Origin of the sequence: Robbsia andropogonis (assembly GCF_034047095.1) — a bacterium.
Lineage (GTDB): Bacteria > Pseudomonadota > Gammaproteobacteria > Burkholderiales > Burkholderiaceae > Robbsia > Robbsia andropogonis.
In genome coordinates, this window is sequence record NZ_CP139164.1 from 877,743 (window position 1) to 895,824 (window position 18,082).

Genomic DNA, 18,082 nt, shown 5'->3' on the forward strand with positions numbered 1-18,082 from the left:
CAAATCTCTCCACACAAGCGGTGCCGCACACGACGCACTCTGCGTCAACGATCGGCCCGCACACTGTTAAATGCTCGACACGCTCAACCCGACGTTCAGCGCGGCAGCACGGGCACCAAGCAAGCTCAGGGTCAACGTAGTACCGCGCGTGATCCTCGGGGGCATAGTCGAAACGGAACATGTCAGGCTCTCGTCTTTTGTTCAGCCATCAGCACGTAGCGCCCGTACAGATCGCCAAATACCGAAAGAAGTTTGATTCGGTTAATCGCGTCCGCAAGCCGGTATGCGTCAGCCATTACCTTGGCAAAATCCCCGCCAAGTTTCTCCATCAAAGCCAAGGATTCTTCTGTAGGCGTCATGAAACCACCTTCAAAACAGGAAATTGGCAGGGAACCGCATCGGATATCGCATTTACCCGGCGACGCAAGGCAGCGGCACGGCCAGCAGCAACGCACTCGCGTTGAAACTCGGCAATCTCTTGCTCGCCAAGCGTCACGACGTTTTCAGGCTTCGGCGCTGCGGGCTCGACGATGTAGACGTAGCGCTGCTGCGTTGGTTTGGGTGTGTGGCTGGTCATATATGGAACACTCCGCGAAACACGCATACCGGCCACAGCAGAACCACAGCGAACGTCCCGAGCTTCGAGAACTGCTTTTCAGGGTTCTGGTCTCTTGTTTTCGCCATGAGAAACGCTCCGGCCGCGCCATAAAGGAGGGCGATAATTAGGGCGTTCATCGTGTCCCCGTCGTACCGGTTGTGCCGGTGGTCGCGCTGCCTGTTGTGCCGGTTGTGCCTGTCGAGCCGCACAGGAACGTGCATGGCGGCAGCACTGAAGTCCCGTTAAATCCGGTTGCAGCGAACGGCGCAGGGTCAGCCGTTCCGCAGGCGGAAACGATGGGAATGGCAATAGCCATCGCTGCCAAAAAGACAGGGAAGTTTTCCATTTGGTGTTCCTGCTATTTTTATGGGCGACAACAAGCACCCAAGAGCCGACTCGCGACGCTTGGGTGCTTGTTGTTGAGTAGTGGGGATGCCCTTAGCGACGGGCCGTCGGCACGCTGTGGGTGCTGCATCCGGCTTTCGCCGGCAGTGATTTACAAGAACAACTTCATGGCATGCTCCACGGTGTTGATCGAGGTTTTCGGCTGACCTCGCTACGCCCTAGATATGCATAACTGCTCAGGTGTATTGGGGCGCGTGTAGCGCTGGTGCATCAGCGCTACACGCACTAGCTAACCGTATTCGGTCTGCCAGGGTCGAGCCTCACGCACGCCGTCTGGCGGCAAGAAGCGCAGGGGTTTTCGGTCAATGAAGTACGCTATGCACAGCGTCACCATGACCAGGGAGAGGATCAACATCCTGAGAAAGCCTTTGCGATGAGCCGCAGCGCGGGGAGGGTTGGTTATTCGATGCCGAAATGCTCTTTGCTTGGCTTGTTTAGCTTTTCAACCAAGCTGGAAAACTCTTCGTCGTCCAGGTCAGTCGCATCAGTCCAAGTTTCAAAGCCTTCCATCTCTAGAGGATGTCGCCACATGCAAACCGCCCCGTTAGGGGCGATCAGCAACCTCATCCCAGTCATTGCACTTTCGCGCGCAGCGCCTCGTAAAGATCGCCAATCATTGCGTCAACCTTGTCCGAACCGCAAACTTCTTTGAATGCAGCCATAACACCCATTCCACCGGCCATCAAGACAAAGATACGTGCGCTGATTTTTGCGCTGATTTCTGCGTTCATTTCCGTTCCCCTGCATATGCGTTGATCAATCTCGCGTCTTCCGACGCAAATCCATGTATGCAGCGCTGAGAATGACGAGGGCAATGCCCTCAGTGATCACAGCGCCTTCTAAAATCCAAATCAACATTTCCTATCTCGAAAAGTGTTGGCAGTACTTAGCGATAACGTGTCTCGCACGTCATTGATAAATGCTGCGCTGCCGCGTTCTGCGCTACTCCCGATCAGATCGGCTCGCAGTAACGCGACAGGGTGTATCAATTCCGCTCAGGTTCTATACACGACCCATCGTGCAGGCCCTGCGGAATAGCCTCTGGTCTTCTTTCTCGGGAGTAGAGGGTTGCGTCCCACGCGCACTTGCGCGTCCGGCTTCTCGCCGGTGATATCGCTTCTGACAGGTTTAATGAGCGGCCGGTGAGTCTGGCGGGCTGGCGCGTGGCTGGCTTGAATAGAAATATACGCAAACGAATATCTCCTGTCAATGCATAGATGCATAAATTATCTCGTCGACGCATAGCCAGCAGATTGGGCTAGAACTAGGTGTCGCGGCGAGGCAAATTCAGCCGAACGTTTCTAGTGAGGAGGCGCGGAATTGTGAAATGAGGGCCAGGATCGCCCTAGAGCGGCGCAGCAGGGGAGGGAAGAAAGCAAAACGCCCGCATGAGCGGGCGGGGCGTATTGAGGCAGAGATGGCCGGGACCGCAGGAGTTGCGGGCAGTACAAGATTACTAATCGGCGGTGATGCCGGTATATTTGGCGGCCTGCGCCACGATCTCAGATGCTTGGTTAACAATACTCAATGCTAGCTCTTTATTTATTGTCACGCCCAGTTTATAGTCGGCATCAACGCGAGCATCAACCAATGGTCTAAGCGATTTAGCCATCGCCTGCGACACAAAGAATTTCTTATTTTTCTTGCCAATTCCAGGGGTTGACAGTTGCGCGATGAGTTGAGTGTGGTACCCAGTCGCCACTCCAACAGACCCGGGTACCGGCAGCCGCGCATGAAATTCTAAAGCGGCATGATAGGCTGCATAATATGCGCGGCTGATCGTCGCACGATAAGTAGTTTCTACCTCTCCTATAGCGCAAATCTCCTTCGCGCAATCAAGCATTTGTTGTGGTGTTGCGCTCATTGAAGAACCCGAAATACCACATCGTACTCAACGTGGCGTTGGATGCCCGCCGATTCCTCCGCTTCAGCGAGTTCCATGTTTAGCTCAAAAGCCTCGCTAGTGGATGCCGGAATTTGCAAAGCATATGTCACGCCAGAGAAGAATTCCCCCGCAAGCGTGACATGCATCGCTACGTTTGATACATACCCATGTTTATGACAAATGTTGCCCGCTATATCTAAGTGCCGCGCGACTTCTCCCTCACTTATTCCACGTGATTTTAGTAACTCCGAAGCATTCTGGAGTTCGTCGTGCGCAGCCTCTTGTTTTATGAGACCCATAGCGATAGCCCTTCCGGCAAAGACAACTGATGTGTGAACACTGCCTGTTGCAAATCCATACCCAGCCATGGTCGTGTACTGCCCCTTCTCTGGCGAACAGTGCATTAGATACAGATCTTGGGCCTTGGAGAACATCCCAAGCCTAGCTCGGTTGTGAAGCCAGTTCAGTTGAGTAAAGAGGTCAAATCCCAGTTTGTCGCTCGCATGAAAGCTGCGCTCCATCTCGTCACGATTTCCCGACAATCCGTAAAGTGCTCCGCGAACTGCCCAAGCCTCCCGAGCAGCAACCTTGAACAGCGGCACTAAATCATCATGAATGCTGTGCCATTGAGTTGCTAGGATATCTCCGCCCTCAGGGTCTATGAAGCGCGTACCTCCGGAAAGACCATTGATTCGATCTATGAGACTGTTCGTCTTGAGTTGAGGGAGGGGAGTGAACATCTAGGGCTGCTTTTCGATCACGACACGGAAATCGCCGCCAACCGCGCGAACGTCGCCCCTGATTCTTTCCAAATCGGTGCCGGTCGTGCGCGTATAGCGGGGGGTCTCAAACAACTTTGCTGTAGCAGCCAATCCCGCCAAGACCCCGCCCACAAAACTGTCCTTTCGATTCGAGATCATCATATGCCCTCAAAAGTAAAGTGCGAACGAACCCATTGAATGGGATGAGTGCAACTATTTTACCGCACCCGCCCGGGCAGTCAAATACTCCCCTTGGATACTGAAACAATTTCAGCATACGCCCATTAATTGACCAGTCAAATTTGCTGATAGAAATCGCGCTTCATTCCTGTGCCGCGCATCAATGCAGTACTTTGATCGCCAACGGGATAGAAGGGAGCAGCCAGATCAAGATATGCTGACAACCCGCTCGAATTAGGCGCGGAACCCCCCGCCAGAGCGGTACACGACCTCTCCAATGACCTTGACGTTATCCATGTCCTCAGGCGGGACGGCTCGATCCGGGTAGGCGGGATTGTAGGAGTGGAGCGTCAAACCGCCGCTGGGGAGCTTGAATATCTGTTTGATATAGCAATCATCTGCGAAATGGAGCGCATAAATACGGCCATCGCGGACAGCACTCTTGCTTTCGTCCACCATAAATAGGTCTTTGTCGAACAAAAACGGCTCCATGCTGTTGCCACGAACAGACATGAGCTTGCAATTCCTTGGGTTGCTATCAATAGCCTTAAAAAACGAGGTAGTGAATGGAAGGGCGCCTTTCTCGCGCACCTCCCACTGCAAGCGGCCCTCTCCAGCCGAAAATGAGTAGTCGTAGCGGCTGATCCACACACGACTGTCGTCTTGAGGCAAATCCTCCGGACTATCCCATAACACGATCTGAGGCTCGGCCGGCGGCACGCCATTGCCCGTCAGCAGCCAATCCGCGTTTGTCCCAAGGGCGGCGGCGAGCTTTGCCACCGTATCGGAGTCAGGGTTTTTTGTTTTCCCGGACAAGATGCGGTGGACGGTGGGTTGGGGCACGTCTGCTCGGCGTGCCAAGTCACTTGCGCCACGAATGCGCATTGCATCCATGCGGGCCTGAAGGCGGTCTTGGATCATCATTAGCGAAATATACGTCCCCGTATATATGGTTTGCAAAAAATTATGCATTTAGGTATTGCTCCGATATATGCATCTGTGTATATTTCAATGCATGAACACACCACTCCACACCCAACAGCTTCGCCACATCAAAGCCATCACGGGCTGGGGTGAGGTCGAACTAGGCAAGCGGCTGAACATTTCTCAGCCCACGGTCAACCGCATCTTGCATGGGCAGATTGATTGCAAGGCCAGTACAGCGGCTGCAATCCAACTCCTGTTTCTCGCTGAGTGCAAAGAACAAGAACAGGCAACGTCATGAGCACATCTTCGCCTTCTACCGACGCAAGGGCACGAAAGAACGAGTCGATCTTTCGCAACGCGATTGCGCAGGTCGGCCAGAACCGCATCGCACAGGAAATCGGCGTTTCGCCGACGACGCTGTCGCGGTATTGCTCGGAAGAGGATGCGTTGGAGCGCGCCTGCAAGATCATGGCGGCGGCAGGCGTTAAGTGCGTCCCGATTGCCTACGAGTGCTATCCGCGACAGGACATTGAAGCAATCTTTACGCTGGCCCAGCGCTCACTGCGCGGAATGAGTTCCGTTGATCAGCTTCGCTGGGACGAGTGAGGTGGCATGCACTACTACGACCACAACATCGGTGACTACCGCAAAGACACCGGGCATCTAACGTTGCTTGAGCACGGCATATACCGGTCGCTTCTCGACACCTACTACCTTGATGAGAGGCCCCTTGCTTTAGATCATGCGAAATTAATGCGGTCGCATAGCGTTCGCACTGCTGACGAAGTGCAGTCGTTCGAAAACGTATTGCAGGACTTCTTTGAGCGCACGGAAGATGGGTATGTGCACAAGCGATGTGAGGTGGTAATTGCCAAGTACCGCGCCAAAGGCGAGAGTGCGCGCGCATCGGCAAAAGCTCGCTGGGACAAGGAGAAGGGTAATGCCGATGCGAATGAAATGCGAACGCATAGCGAAGGCAATGCTAACCAAGAACCAAGAACCAAGAACCAAAAGAAAAGACAAAAACAAAACGCGCTCCGCGCTTCGACGCGCAAGCGCGCCTGTCTTCCTCTGGCGTCGACCAACAAGTCATCGACGATTGGATTACTCATCGGAAATCCAAGCGGGCGTCGATCACCGAGACCGTGATCAACGAGCGGGCATCCGAGGCCGCAAAGGCCGGAATATCGCTTGGCGACGCGTTGAGGACCGAATGCTCGCGTGGTTGGATGGGGTTCGAGGCTGCCTGGCTGCGCAGTACCGCCAACGGCGCGCGCGCCTCGCCGCAGTATCCCAACCGACAAGAGGCCCTGGAGGCCAAGAATCGCGAAGTTGCGGAACGCGCCGCCGAACGGCTGACCTTGGAGTTTGATCATGCTCGCCACTGACATGCAAGCGTTCACGAAATTGCTGGCCGATGTTCACGCGTTTTATCGCCAGGATTTCTCGGACTTCGCGGCGAGTGTGTGGGCTCAGGCGATGCGCACGTACGACTTGTCGGCTATTGCAGATGCGTTCGGGCGGCACACGGTGAACCCGGACACAGGGCAGTTTATGCCGAAGCCCGCCGACATCGTGAAGATGCTTGGCGGAACGAGTCAGGATGCAGCGCTGGTCGCGTGGGCGAAGGTTGATAAGGCGCTGCGCCAGGTTGGTACGTACGCCAGCGTGGTGTTCGATGATCCGCTGATTCACCACGTATTGACGGACATGGGTGGTTGGGTGCCGCTAGGAGCGAAAACGGAGGACGAATGGCCGTTCGTGCGGAACGAGTTTGTAACCCGGTACCGAGGCTGCAAGGTCCGGAGCGAGACCCCCGCATATCTGCCAGTGCTTGTCGGCATCAGCGACGCGCAGAACCAGAGGAGTGGATATCGCACGCAGGAGCCTGTGTTGATTGGGGATGCGAGCAAGTGCCGTCAGGTTCTCATGAACGGAAACAAGGACGCTCAAATCGGTTTTACGAGGCTTTCAGTTGCAGCAAACGTGATTGAAAGGTTATCCGGCGGATTTGACCAAGAGGCCCTATGACCGCCCCTAATAAAACGCGCGCGCACGCGCGGGCGCATTTCCCCGTCAGCCATCTTGAGGAAGTATTCGCGCTGCATTGCCGGGCATCTTCGTTGCCGACTTTTGAGCGTGAGTTTGTTTTCGCTGCGCCGCGGCGCTTCCGCGCGGACTTCGCTTGGCCTAAGCGGATGGTGCTGGTCGAAATCGAGGGCGGCGTGTGGTCCGGCGGCAGGCATACGCGTGGAGTGGGATTCACTAGGGATTGCGAAAAGCAAAATCTGGCCGCTCTGCTCGGCTACAGAGTTTTTCGTTTCACGGGCGATCAGGTGCGCGACGGCACTGCGATCAAGACGATGTTGACTGTTTTCGCGGAGGTCGAAACAGCATGAGCATGGCAACTGGTAAGGAAGCAGCCGCGCCGAAGAAGAGGGTCCAGCGCTCATCAGCGGCGACGGTACGGGAAAGGGTTTTGACGATCCTCGAATCTTCGACACGCCCTATGTCTACAGAAGACCTTGCAAAGCAAGCCGGATGCAGTCGTGGCGCAATAGTTCGTGAGTTGCAGATGTACCGTCTTGAGCAGGAAATATTGGGAATGCCCCGCATTCGTCTGGTAGACGTGCTGCCGAATCGCGTGAACGGAAGCTATCGCGGATATGGCACGCCAGTCTACGAGATATCTGATGCGCCGGATAAGGTCGTCACAAGTGAAAAGAGCGGCGAGTGCCGATGGATAGACGCCGCTCAACGCGCCGAAATGCTCGATGAACAGAAGGTAATTCTAAGCGGCCTTGTGGCGCACTTGGTGCGCTTTCGAGGCAACCCGTTTGCGCTGCACTTCGTTTGGATGGGGGTGACGGCATGACCACCGCCCTCTATCGCGAATTCACACTTCGCAACGGCAGCATGTGGTCAAACGTCGTTGCTTTCGTCCGGGCCAATGCCAAGATCTTCGCGGACCGTGGCGAGCCGCTGCGGGTGATCGTTACTGCGGAGGAAAAGCAGCGCAACGCCCAGCAGAACCGTTTTTACTGGGGCGCAGTCCTCACGCAGATCAGCGGGCAAGCATGGGTTAATGGCCGTCAATTCGACAAGGACACCTGGCACGAATACTTCGCGCGCCAATACGGCGTCTGCGAGGAAATGACGCTGCCCGACGGCGAGATCATCACACGCCGAAAGAGCACGACACTGATGACAGTTGGAGAATTTAGCGACTACCTCAACCAGATACAAGCGTATGCGGCGGCTGAACTCGGCGTGGAGTTTTCCTAATGCTACGACGATCGGCACCACTCAACCGGGCACCTTTTAAGAAGAAGGCCGCCAAGAAGCGCGCGACAGCGGCCGAAAAGCGCCACATGGGGGCAGTCGCCAGGATTGGGTGCATCGTCTGCTGGAACCTGGGTTACGGGTTCTGTGAAGCAGAAGTTCATCATGTCCGCTTCTCGGCTGGCGCCGGGCAGCGTGCCGCGCACGTGGACACGATACCGCTTTGCCCGCCGCATCATCGTATCGGCGGCCACGGCATTGCCATTCACGCGGGGCAGGAAACCTGGGAAGCCAATTTCGGCACCGAGGCGGAATTACTTGATCAAGTGCGGCGAATGCTGCTGGAGGTCGCTTGATGCGGCGCCGCGACTATGCAGATCCCGCGCTGATTTACGAAAGGCGCGAGTCGGCAGGGTGCAAAGGGTGCCGACACGCATCAACGATTTTCGGGTTGCCCGCATGTGACGCGGGAAAGCGGCCGGGACGCCGGTGCAAGCAATATTCGGAGAGAAAAGCTATGACGTTGGAAGAGCGACTGGAAAATTGGGGCCGCGTCGTGCGCGATCCGCGATTCAAAGCGGGCACATGCGCACTTTGGGCGCAGTGGTACGTCGCGATCCGCGATCATGGCAACAGCGAGCCGCCGGCACACATCACGCGCGACGAGCGGGACGCGTGGGATGTCGAACGGGCGTGGAGCAAAATGACGAACGAGCCGAACAAGACGGCGCTTAAAGCCTGGTACGTCGAGAATATGGACCCAGGCGCCCTGCAAACGACCATGTGGCGCAAGCACGGAGCGCGCGTCCGGCGCGATTTGATTGGATTTGTATTGCAAAACGCACATCGCGACATAAGCACAGAGCTAATCCGATTGCTGCCCGTTGTTTCTAATAGAAATTTTTCGGAATCGTCTTGTAAACCAGAAGAACTTGCTCTATAGTCGCTATAGATGACTGATTGCCGCCCTGTTGCGTGCTTCTCCGCTGCCAAATGGCGGCGGGGTCGCGCCCAGAGATAAGTGCTTTTGGATAGACAGGAGCCCGCATTCCGCGGGCTTTTTGCGTTAACGGGGTTGGGCTTCGAGTTATGCGCTTCTTCGGAGGCCCGGCAGACGGGAAAGAAATTCGAGTGCCAGAAGGTGTGATCGTTTTCCGCATCGAGACGAACAACGAATTTGGCGATTCGCCGGAATATACGACATACCGCATTCACAGGCACGAACGCGCGGATGGATCGCCGGTAGATGTGATGATTGCTGGCGAAGTTTCCGATGCGCGCATTCGACGCACGATGGGGTAGGTCGATCCCTTGTTTTAAGATAACCCCTGTTAAACGCCCTGCGTGACTTCTGTCCGTGGGGCGTTTCTTTTTCTACGCGTTGCACCGTAGCGCCACGTCGTGAGACGCGCATCCACAACTGGAAATCCCCCGCCCGCCCGGTGAAAGCCGCGCGGGCTCTAATTTTTGGGGCCGCTGAGCGGCCAGGAAAGGCCATGAAATTCTTCAGTTGGCTCGAATCCATTTTCAGGAAAAAGACGATGAGTGACGCAACGACGGGCGCAGCGGCGTCCGATTCGGCTGTGAGCGCGGCTGCGCCTGCTGCCACGGCGAGCCCGGCCACGGCCACGGCAGCGACGACGGTAGACGCAGCGACAGCGGCAGCGAATCAGGCGGCGGCCGTATCGGCAGCGACGGCTGCTGCCACGAAGGCCGCAACGGCCGCGGCGACGGCATCGAGCGATGCTGTGCTGGCGAAGGTCAAGGCGCTGCTGGTTGCGTCTGGCCACGATGTCGAGATCGTATTTGACGATCTGGTCGCTGTTGCCAAGAAGCTCGTCTGACCCACAACCCTCTCAATCAAAGGAATCTGACATGACTTATGCCGTAACCCTAACCCGTACGACCGCAACTAAAGACCTCGCTTCGGGGACGACCGCTGGCGGCGTCCGGTTCCAGTTGCTAAGTGCAACCGACAGTTCGGTTGTCGCCACATACGACGACGCGTCTGCCGGCCTGTCGCACACGTTCACCGGCGTTGCTGACGCATCGCTGATCCCGAGCGTTCAGGATCTGGATTCTACCGGCGCCGCGCTGGGCTCGGCAGTAGCTGCTGATGCATTTACGCCGTCTGCACTCGTCAGCGCGACGACCACGGTAACCTACGCCGCCACGGCTTCGGTTGGCGTTTCGGTAGTTGCGGAATGAGTTCCTATGCCGCGACAGTAAGCGTCGCGGTAAAGGCGACGCCAGAGGTGCCGGTATGCATCGCGCTCTTGGATCACGAGAAGGCGAAGGGCCACATGCGGAAATTGCGTGGCCGGATTCTTCCCGCTTGGTTGCGCGATGAGATACGGGAAATCGAGCGTTTGATGAGGCTGGTCGAGTAGCTTCCCCGCCGCAATGGCAGCGCAAGCCGGCAAGTGCGCCATAACACCGGCAGTCCGCGATGTGGCGGTCCGGCCTACCTCTGGCGAGAGATACCGGCAGGCGCGGACAACTGAGATTCAGATATGGGCAGACCCGCCAAAGACCGGGAGAAGGCGTCCGGCCAGGTGGGGCGGCCTAGCCAATACAAGCCAGAGTTCGCCGCTCAAGCCGAGAAGCTATGCAAGCTCGGGGCGACCGATAAGGAAATGGCGGATTTCTTCGGGGTGACCGAGCAGACCGTCAATAACTGGAAGAACGATTTCCCCGAATTTTTTGAGTCCATAAAAAAGGGGAAGATTTTGGCTGATGCAGAGGTCGCTGACCGCCTGTATCAGAGGGCAATTGGATATAACCATCCAGCGTCCAAGTTTTTTATGTTTCAGGGGACTGTAATTGAGCGGGAATATGTCGAGCATTACCCGCCCGATACCGCTGCTGCCTTTATCTGGCTGAAGAATCGACAGCGCGACAAATGGCGCGAGAAACAGCCTGATGAGCTAAAGGATGACCGAACCATCATCGTTTTGAACGGCGGCGTACCCGATGCCAAGGATTGAAATAACCCTCCCGACCTTGCACGCAGGACAGCAGGTCGCGTGGGATGGGCGCGATCGCTTCAACGTGCTGCGCTGCGGGCGCCGGTATGGCAAGACGCAGATGGCGATATCCATTGCCGGGAGTTGCGCTGCTCGCGGGCAGTACATGGGCTTCTTCGCTCCCGACTACAAAATCATGTCGGAGACGTACCGAGAGCTTGAGGATGCTCTTGCGCCGATCACTGCGCACTCCAATAAGACAGACGGGCTGATCCGCCTCATGGGCGGCGGCCGCATCGACTTTTGGACGTTGAACAACCCGAAAGCGGGCCGGTCACGGAAGTATCACGGCGTTCTGGTGGACGAAGCTGCCTTCGCCGGCGACGACATGCCCGATATATGGGCGAAGGCGATAGCGCCCACGCTCTTTGACTTTCGTGGCTGGGCCTGGGCGATGTCGACGCCAAACGGCGTCGATCCTGGCAACTGGTTTTGGCAGATCTGCAACAACAAGGAATTGGGTTGGAAGGAGTATCACGCGCCGTCCAATACAAATCCCTTTCTCCCTGTTGACGAGTTCGAGCGAATCCGGCTTGCGAATGCGCCGCTCGTGTTTCAGCAGGAGTATCTGGCTGAGTTCGTTGACTGGAACGGCTCGGCGTTCTTCGCTGAATCGTCGATGCTGGTTGACGGCAAGCCGGTTGACCTCCCGGCGCGGTGCGATCAAGTATTCGCTGTCATCGACACGGCCCTAAAAGATGGCCTTGAGCATGACGGCACGGCGGTTATGTATTTCGCTCGGAACAAGTACCACGGGCATAAGTTGATTCTGCTCGATTGGGACGTGATTCAGATTCAGGGCGCGCTGCTCGATGACTGGCTGCCGAGCGTCAATATGCGTGTCAACGACCTCGCGGCACAGACCAACGCCCGCCAAGGCAACGTTGGCATGTGGATTGAAGACAAGGCATCGGGAATCGTTCTATTGCAGCAGGCGCAGCGAAAGGGCTTGCCCGCCTACGCAATTGACGGGGCTCTTACTTCCATGGGCAAGGAGGGCCGCGCGCTGTCTGTAAGCGGATATGTGCATCGCGGGGACGTGAAGATCAGCCAACACGCTTACGACAAGACGACGAACTATCAGGGCCAAGTTAGAAATCACATGCTGTTCCAAGTGTGCGGATTCCGAATGGGGCAAAAGACACCTCACAACATGGATCTGCTCGACACATTTACGTATGGCGTGGCGATCAGCCTGGGAGACTCAACCGGGTATTAGGAAAGGCAAATGAGCGGATTTAGCATTAACGACGGCGGCGCGGCAACCATCGGAGTGGGAAGCAACGTATCGACGGCGCTCATGAGCCTTTTGACAGCCGACGATATCGAGCCCGGCACGGCACCTTCCTACGAATTGTGCAAGACGATCCTAAGCTATCACCCGCTTGGCTTGAAGATGGCGGCCGGACCGGTGAAGATGGCGATGTCCAAGCCGCGAGTCATTACGGTCAGCGCCGGCCCGGAGGAATTGCTACAGAAGGCGTTCAATGATGAGTGGAAGCGCATCGGCGCGGATAAAGCGATCCTCAATCTGATGACGCTTGCTCGGGCATATGGCATCGCATCGATAGTCAATGGCGTGCCGGATGCGGAAACGCGCGCGCCGCTGACGGACGAACAAAAGCTATCGCCTGATCTGTACTTTAACGTTCTGGACCCCCTCAACACCGCGGGGAGCATGGTGCTTAACCAGAATCCGAATTCTCCGGATTTCCAGAAGCCTACGCACGTAGAGTCGAGCGGTAAGGCGTATCACCCGTCGCGCGGGGTAACCATTCTCAACGAACAGCCGATCTACATTGAGTTCACAAACTCGGCCTTTGGGTTCGTTGGGCGTTCTGTCTATCAGCGCGCGCTGTACCCACTCAAGACCTATATCCAGACGATGATCACCGACGACGCTATTGCCGAAAAGGCAATGCTCTTGGTGATGAAAATCAAAGCGCCTGGGTCGGTCATCGATCAGCAGTCGCGGTCGTGGTTTGGGTTCAAGCGCAAGTCTCTTCAAGGCGCGAAAACCGGGAATGTAATCAGCATCGGTATCGACGAGGCAATTGAGTCGCTGGACCTGAAGAACGTCCGGGATGCCGCGGAGTTCGCGCGCAACAATTGCATGAAGAACATCGCAACATCGGCAGATATCCCGGCGATCCTGATTAATCAGGAGACGCTTGCCGAGGGTTTTGGTGAAGGGTCGGAGGATGCAAAGATGGTCGCGGAAGCCATTGATCGCATCCGGGCCGATATGGACCCGGCATACGAGTACTTCGACTCCATCGTGATGGCTCGCGCGTGGAGCGAAGAATTCTATAAAACGATGCAGGCGCAATTCCCGGACCTGTTCAAGGGCGTGCCGTACAAGACTGCATTTTACGAGTGGAAGAATTCATTTGTGGCGACTTGGCCTAACCTTCTCACGGAGCCGGATAGCGAGAAAGTGAAGGTCGACGGGGAGGTGCTTAAGTCAGGCATAGCGCTGTACGAGGTTTTGGTCCCGAACCTTGATCCTGAGAATCGAGCAACCGCGTCTCTGTGGCTGGCGGACCTAATGAACGCTAGAAAGATGCTGGTATCCGCCCCATTGGAGCTTGATGAAGACGCGCTCATGAATTATGAGCCACCCATTCAGCCGCAAGGTAGCGACGAGCATAAGCCAATACCGGAATCGGGGGAAGAATGAGCAAAAGCCGTTTTCAGGGAATCCTCGACGAGGCGGTTGGGGATATCCGGGAAAATGGCTTCTCGGATATTGCTCGATATCAATCTTGGATCAAGCGGCTTCGTCTGGCGGCGCTTATGGATGCGTCTAGTGCGGGCGCGGATTCGGATATCGCCGCCGCGCTTGAAGCGGCGCTACGTCGGGCTACGACCAAGACGGCAATAATGCGCTCTCATCCGGGCGTCCCGCTCTACACAGTGCAGCGCATTGAGCCTCGCTTCCGCGCTGAACTTAATCGCCGGATCATGGCAAGCGCCGATCTGATAAAGGCGAACAAAGAGCAGGGCATAGAAAAGACGATTCAGCGCTTCGCCGGCTGGGCATCTTCTGTTCCCGATGGCGGCTCGCGTGTTATCGATGTGCGCGAGGTCAAATCGCACATATCCAAGCCTTTGCGACAGCAGTCTTTTGAGGCGCGTCGCCTCTCTATCGACCAGGGCCACAAGCTGATATCGGCGGTGAATTCGGTCATTGCAGATCAGACAGGCGCGATAGCCGGGAAATGGCATTCGCGCTTCCGTCAAGCGGGGTATGACTATCGGGAAGATCACAGGGAGCGGGACGGCAAGATCTACCTGATAAGGGGGTCTTGGGCGCATCAGCAAGGTTTGGTTAAGACTGGCGCTGCCGGTTATACCGACCAGATAACGCAGGCTGCCGAAGAGCCGTTTTGCCGGTGCAGCTATGAATACATGCGCAACCTGCGCGATCTTCCGCCCGAAATGCTGACCGAAAAAGGCAAGGCCGCCCTTGAGGCGGCGCGGGTCAGGAAATGACATGACGACAGAACTTGATGTTGCGAAGGCAATACGCTCGGGAGAGCTATCCAGTCCACAGCAGTACGAAAACTTATCCCTGTTTGATGTTCGTGTGACCGGAACGGGGATGAGCTACCGGGAAGGATTGGATGAATATGTTTGGCGCCCCCCGGAACGCTTCCTGACCGATGAATTTTTGGAGCGCTGCAACGGGTTGCCCGTCATTTTCGAGCATCCCGGCGAAAAGACGCTCATTCTCAATACCGAGGAATATCGCGATCGCGCCATAGGAACCCTGATCTTGCCTTATATCAAAGGCGATGAGGTGTGGGGCATCGCAAAGGTGTACGACGCGGACGCGGCTGCTTTGATGCAGTCGTCGCACGCATCGACAAGCCCGGCCGTTGTTTTCCGTGACGCCGGCTCGACCGAAACCATCTTGGTCGATGGGAAAACGGTTTTGGTGGAGGGTGATCCGTCGCTGCTCGACCATCTTGCAATTTGCGAAGTGGGCGTGTGGGACAAGGGCGGCGAGCCAAATGGTGTCAACAATGGAGAATCAAACGTGGACGAAAACGAAGTTCCGGCATGGGCCGATTCGCTGATCAAGCGCGTAGATGCGGCTTGCTCGCGCCTCGATTCGATCGAGAACAAGGGCGGCGACAAGATAGGCGAGGAAGTTAAGGCCGACTCCGAGAAGGAAGAGGTCAAGGAAGCTGAAAAGGACGGCGAGAAAGAGCACGCCGCCGAAAAGGAAGCCGTGAAAGAGGGCGAAAAGGAAAAGGCTGCCGAGGAAGCTGCCAAGGCCGATTCGGCCGAGAAGGAAGGTGCGGCCAAGGCGGATGCTCGTGCTGACGCCCAGGCCAAGGAAAACGCAGCGCTGAAAGCTCAGATTGCTGCGATGGAGGCCCGCATGAATGTGTTGAGCGCGCCGCTTTCGACCTCCGACCGCGATGCACTGTCTGCCGCGCAGGCGCGTGCAGATGGCGTTGCACAGATGTTCGGAGATAGTGCCTCGGCACCACTGGCGGGAGAAAGCCCGGTCTCATACCGCAAGCGCCTTGCCGCTAAGTTCCAGAAGCATAGCGAAAGCATGAAGGGCGTGAAGCTTGATTCAGTGGACGGAGCGGCCTTCGATTTGATCGAGGATCGCATCTATGCCGACGCACAGTCGGCAGCACTGAAGCCCGAGGCGCTTCCTGCTGGCCGACTGATCGCGATCAACCGCCAAGAGGGCGGCCGGACGATCACCGAATTCAAGGGCGACATGGACGCGTGGCTTGGAGGCTTCAAGGCATCCGGGGCAGTCGTGAAATTTAACCGCGCGCAAAAAGGGGCGTAAAGCATGGCAACCGTATCTTTTGACCCGATGCAGACGAGCGCTCCGCAAAACTCGTTTTTGCTGTCGCAACAGGGCTATGTGGCCGGCGCGTTTTTGGACGATCCGTCCTCGCGCATGTGGCTACTCAGTGGGCGCATTGCATCGAGCGTGACGGGCGCGGTGTATGGTGGCCTTCCGATCACGGAAGGCATCAACGCACCCGGCGAGAATGCCTTTGGCAATACGTTGACCCTGGCCGCATCGAACTCGGCTATCACCGCGTTCACCGTGTTCAATCAAGCGCACAACATGATGATCGTGCCGGGCAATAGCGCGCAGATGGCGACGGCCGGCATGACGATCAGCTACTTCCGCCTTGGCTCGAATGCTCGCATTGTTGTCCCGGTCGACACGTCGCTGATTGCCACGCTGGACTCCGGCGCAACCAACCAACAGGTGTCGTGGGATTTCACGAACAACAAGCTTATCGCCTATTCCTCGACGGTAGGCGCGCTTGCTTGCAAGGTGCTGGCGGTCGATACGAATAGCGCTCTTGTGGAGGTGGATTCGACCACTGGCGCGCTTTCGTGGACCACTGGCGCTGTTGCAATCATCCAGATCTAAGGGGCTTTCACAATGCCAAACTTTTTCCCGACCCAGACGAAGGTCTCCCCGAGCTTCACCGAGCCTGAGCTGATCGTTACCTATGCCCAGGCATCCGGCGCATTCAGTGCCCTACAGGGCGGAAAGCCCCGCGTGAAGATCGGCAGCGATGACCTGTACGTCTACATCAATGCGCTGGATATGCGCACCGATGCGCAGGCGTCGCAAGCATCTTCGCAATTCCTGCCGTCCGCAACGCTGATCGGCAATTACCATCAAACGGCGACGTACTTAATCCGCACTCGTGCGATTTGGGATCGCCACGACATGGCTGCTGCTGCGCGGTACTCGATCGGCCTGCCAGCCGCCCAGGACTTGGCGCAGCGCGCGGGCATTTACCAGCAAATGCGTACCGGCCTGCTGTACGGATTCAGCCCGTCTAAAGGCGAAGGTTTGCTGAACACCGTGGGCGCCACAAGCGTGACGCTTCCGGCTGATAGCTACGGCAACACGACCGTCACCGCATATGACAATGGCGAGATGGCCATGTTCATTTTGCAGCAGGTTGTTGCGATGAAGACGCGGATGTTCCAGTCCGGCGCCAACATCAAGAATAAGGTCGTGATCATCAGCCCGCAGCGGGTGTTCATGTCGATGACGTACTCGAACATCGTGCAGGTCGTTCAATATCAGCGCCCCGGCGCTGGAACGGCGACCACGGGCCAGGTCATCCAAAACGTCGTCGAGGAAATGGGCGATGAGATCGAGTGGTACTACGACGATACGCTCATTGGTAAGGGCGCGAATGGTGCGGATGCGGTGCTCATGACGATTCCCGAGGTCGAGCAACCTGATATCGCCGGGATCAACACGAACGTCTTTGCTGATGTCTCGCAAAGCATGAAGGCTGTGAATCTGATGTATGCCGACATGGCCGCGCCCATCAAGATCCCGACGCCGACGCCCGACGGCGCAATCACTGAAATTCAGGAGTTGCGCGTTTCATCGGGATGGTGTGTTCGGCCGCAAGGGATAACGATTCTGAATATGCCTTACGAGTCGTGATGTAGAAGGGGCTTCGGCCCCATTTTTTAACCAACAGAGGAAACCATGTCGATTTTCATAGCCAATTGCACAAAGCAGAATCTCATCCACTTCTACCGCCTTCCCGAGACTGGCCGGCACCAGCACGTTGAAATTGCGTCCGGGCAGCAAAAAGAGGTCGGAAAGGGGTGGACCGAAGCCCAAAAGCGCGCGGTTATTGATCACATGGAATCCGTTGGATTCAGGGCGGCCCCCGATGCTGGCGGCGCGCTATCAAGTTTCTCGGGTTGGATATACCGCATCGGCCGACCTGTGACGGAGGCGCAAATCGTCGATGCTCATGATGATCTGGTCGAATCTCAGGAGATGCGGTCGGCCGCGGAGGCATCGCGCGCCGCACTAGCGTTTGATCGATCGACGCGAGACAAGAAAACGGGAAAGCGCTCGGCAAAGACCACGGAAGTGGAGGTGTTGCAGGACATCCCGCGCAACGAGCGCCCGACCGGGCAAGAGGTCAATTTTAGCCTGTCCGTAGCAGAGGACGGGCGCAGCGACGTAAAACTGCCGGGGTAA

Annotated in this window: 28 protein-coding genes; 21 read left to right on the plus strand and 7 right to left on the minus strand. The window is 56.6% G+C overall.

Features of this window, described 5'->3' with window-relative positions:
* Positions 1-182 precede the first annotated feature (182 nt).
* The 7 genes from SJQ66_RS03755 to SJQ66_RS03785 all read right to left on the minus strand — a co-directional run bounded on the left by SJQ66_RS03755 (position 183) and on the right by SJQ66_RS03785 (position 4,801).
* Positions 183-359, minus strand: coding sequence for a hypothetical protein (locus SJQ66_RS03755; protein ID WP_320533634.1), 177 nt, complete (start codon positions 357-359; stop codon positions 183-185).
* Positions 356-577, minus strand: a complete 222-nt coding sequence (locus SJQ66_RS03760) for a hypothetical protein (protein ID WP_320533635.1) — start codon at positions 575-577, stop codon at positions 356-358. The genes SJQ66_RS03755 and SJQ66_RS03760 overlap by 4 nt, the downstream gene beginning before the upstream one ends.
* A gap of 825 nt (positions 578-1,402) precedes the next feature.
* Positions 1,403-1,570, minus strand: coding sequence for a hypothetical protein (locus tag SJQ66_RS03765; RefSeq protein WP_320533636.1), 168 nt, complete (start codon positions 1,568-1,570; stop codon positions 1,403-1,405).
* A 5-nt stretch (positions 1,571-1,575) separates the two neighbouring features.
* Entirely contained in the window at positions 1,576-1,734 is a 159-nt protein-coding gene (locus SJQ66_RS03770; RefSeq protein ID WP_320533637.1) for a hypothetical protein, read from the minus strand.
* A gap of 725 nt (positions 1,735-2,459) precedes the next feature.
* The gene (locus SJQ66_RS03775) at positions 2,460-2,867 is read right to left on the minus strand and encodes a hypothetical protein (protein ID WP_320533638.1); all 408 of its coding nucleotides are present in this window, start codon (positions 2,865-2,867) and stop codon (positions 2,460-2,462) included.
* Entirely contained in the window at positions 2,864-3,628 is a 765-nt protein-coding gene (locus tag SJQ66_RS03780; protein WP_320533639.1) for a hypothetical protein, read from the minus strand. The genes SJQ66_RS03775 and SJQ66_RS03780 overlap by 4 nt, the downstream gene beginning before the upstream one ends.
* A gap of 435 nt (positions 3,629-4,063) precedes the next feature.
* On the minus strand, positions 4,064-4,801 hold the full coding sequence (locus SJQ66_RS03785; RefSeq protein WP_320533640.1) for an XRE family transcriptional regulator: 738 nt from the start codon (positions 4,799-4,801) through the stop codon (positions 4,064-4,066).
* A gap of 43 nt (positions 4,802-4,844) precedes the next feature.
* Between SJQ66_RS03785 and SJQ66_RS03790 the strand changes: the two genes are divergently transcribed.
* The 21 genes from SJQ66_RS03790 to SJQ66_RS03890 all read left to right on the plus strand — a co-directional run bounded on the left by SJQ66_RS03790 (position 4,845) and on the right by SJQ66_RS03890 (position 18,082).
* Entirely contained in the window at positions 4,845-5,054 is a 210-nt protein-coding gene (locus SJQ66_RS03790; RefSeq protein ID WP_320533641.1) for a helix-turn-helix domain-containing protein, read from the plus strand.
* Positions 5,051-5,362 (plus strand): hypothetical protein, encoded by a 312-nt coding sequence (locus SJQ66_RS03795; protein ID WP_320533642.1) that lies wholly within the window; start codon positions 5,051-5,053, stop codon positions 5,360-5,362. Before SJQ66_RS03790 ends, SJQ66_RS03795 begins: the two co-directional genes overlap by 4 nt.
* Before the next feature lie 6 nt (positions 5,363-5,368).
* Positions 5,369-5,905, plus strand: a complete 537-nt coding sequence (locus tag SJQ66_RS03800) for a YdaU family protein (protein WP_320533643.1) — start codon at positions 5,369-5,371, stop codon at positions 5,903-5,905.
* The gene (locus SJQ66_RS03805) at positions 5,902-6,144 is read left to right on the plus strand and encodes a hypothetical protein (RefSeq protein WP_320533644.1); all 243 of its coding nucleotides are present in this window, start codon (positions 5,902-5,904) and stop codon (positions 6,142-6,144) included. Before SJQ66_RS03800 ends, SJQ66_RS03805 begins: the two co-directional genes overlap by 4 nt.
* Positions 6,131-6,787: a DUF6475 domain-containing protein gene (locus tag SJQ66_RS03810; RefSeq protein ID WP_320533645.1), complete on the plus strand. Its 657-nt coding sequence runs from the start codon at positions 6,131-6,133 to the stop codon at positions 6,785-6,787. Before SJQ66_RS03805 ends, SJQ66_RS03810 begins: the two co-directional genes overlap by 14 nt.
* A 92-nt stretch (positions 6,788-6,879) precedes the next feature.
* Positions 6,880-7,155 (plus strand): putative endonuclease domain-containing protein, encoded by a 276-nt coding sequence (locus SJQ66_RS03815; protein WP_320533646.1) that lies wholly within the window; start codon positions 6,880-6,882, stop codon positions 7,153-7,155.
* Positions 7,156-7,265: 110 nt separating this feature from the next.
* Complete coding sequence (locus tag SJQ66_RS03820; RefSeq protein WP_320533647.1) at positions 7,266-7,631, plus strand: hypothetical protein; 366 nt, start codon at positions 7,266-7,268, stop codon at positions 7,629-7,631.
* A complete protein-coding gene (locus SJQ66_RS03825; protein WP_320533648.1) occupies positions 7,628-8,041 on the plus strand; it encodes a recombination protein NinB in 414 nt (137 codons plus the stop codon). The genes SJQ66_RS03820 and SJQ66_RS03825 overlap by 4 nt, the downstream gene beginning before the upstream one ends.
* Positions 8,041-8,394 carry a Ref family recombination enhancement nuclease gene (locus SJQ66_RS03830; RefSeq protein ID WP_320533649.1) on the plus strand — a complete coding sequence of 118 codons (354 nt, stop codon included), beginning with the start codon at positions 8,041-8,043 and terminating at the stop codon, positions 8,392-8,394. Before SJQ66_RS03825 ends, SJQ66_RS03830 begins: the two co-directional genes overlap by 1 nt.
* Positions 8,395-8,555: 161 nt before the next feature.
* Positions 8,556-8,981, plus strand: coding sequence for a hypothetical protein (locus tag SJQ66_RS03835; RefSeq protein ID WP_320533650.1), 426 nt, complete (start codon positions 8,556-8,558; stop codon positions 8,979-8,981).
* Positions 8,982-9,534: 553 nt separating this feature from the next.
* Complete coding sequence (locus SJQ66_RS03840) at positions 9,535-9,882, plus strand: hypothetical protein (protein ID WP_320533651.1); 348 nt, start codon at positions 9,535-9,537, stop codon at positions 9,880-9,882.
* A 31-nt stretch (positions 9,883-9,913) separates the two neighbouring features.
* A complete protein-coding gene (locus SJQ66_RS03845; RefSeq protein ID WP_320533652.1) occupies positions 9,914-10,246 on the plus strand; it encodes a hypothetical protein in 333 nt (110 codons plus the stop codon).
* Entirely contained in the window at positions 10,243-10,428 is a 186-nt protein-coding gene (locus SJQ66_RS03850) for a hypothetical protein (protein ID WP_320533653.1), read from the plus strand. The genes SJQ66_RS03845 and SJQ66_RS03850 overlap by 4 nt, the downstream gene beginning before the upstream one ends.
* A gap of 123 nt (positions 10,429-10,551) precedes the next feature.
* Entirely contained in the window at positions 10,552-11,025 is a 474-nt protein-coding gene (locus SJQ66_RS03855) for a helix-turn-helix domain-containing protein (protein ID WP_320533654.1), read from the plus strand.
* Between the two features lie 100 nt (positions 11,026-11,125).
* Entirely contained in the window at positions 11,126-12,283 is a 1,158-nt protein-coding gene (locus tag SJQ66_RS03860) for a hypothetical protein (protein ID WP_320533655.1), read from the plus strand.
* Between the two features lie 177 nt (positions 12,284-12,460).
* On the plus strand, positions 12,461-13,744 hold the full coding sequence (locus SJQ66_RS03865) for an anti-CBASS protein Acb1 family protein (protein WP_407691452.1): 1,284 nt from the start codon (positions 12,461-12,463) through the stop codon (positions 13,742-13,744).
* Complete coding sequence (locus SJQ66_RS03870; RefSeq protein WP_320533656.1) at positions 13,741-14,559, plus strand: hypothetical protein; 819 nt, start codon at positions 13,741-13,743, stop codon at positions 14,557-14,559. Before SJQ66_RS03865 ends, SJQ66_RS03870 begins: the two co-directional genes overlap by 4 nt.
* A 1-nt stretch (position 14,560) precedes the next feature.
* A complete protein-coding gene (locus SJQ66_RS03875) occupies positions 14,561-15,883 on the plus strand; it encodes an NUDIX hydrolase (RefSeq protein WP_320533657.1) in 1,323 nt (440 codons plus the stop codon).
* A 3-nt stretch (positions 15,884-15,886) separates the two neighbouring features.
* Positions 15,887-16,486 (plus strand): hypothetical protein, encoded by a 600-nt coding sequence (locus SJQ66_RS03880; RefSeq protein WP_320533658.1) that lies wholly within the window; start codon positions 15,887-15,889, stop codon positions 16,484-16,486.
* 12 nt (positions 16,487-16,498) lie between these two features.
* Positions 16,499-17,530: a DUF2184 domain-containing protein gene (locus SJQ66_RS03885; protein ID WP_320533659.1), complete on the plus strand. Its 1,032-nt coding sequence runs from the start codon at positions 16,499-16,501 to the stop codon at positions 17,528-17,530.
* Between the two features lie 45 nt (positions 17,531-17,575).
* The gene (locus SJQ66_RS03890) at positions 17,576-18,082 is read left to right on the plus strand and encodes a hypothetical protein (RefSeq protein WP_320533660.1); all 507 of its coding nucleotides are present in this window, start codon (positions 17,576-17,578) and stop codon (positions 18,080-18,082) included.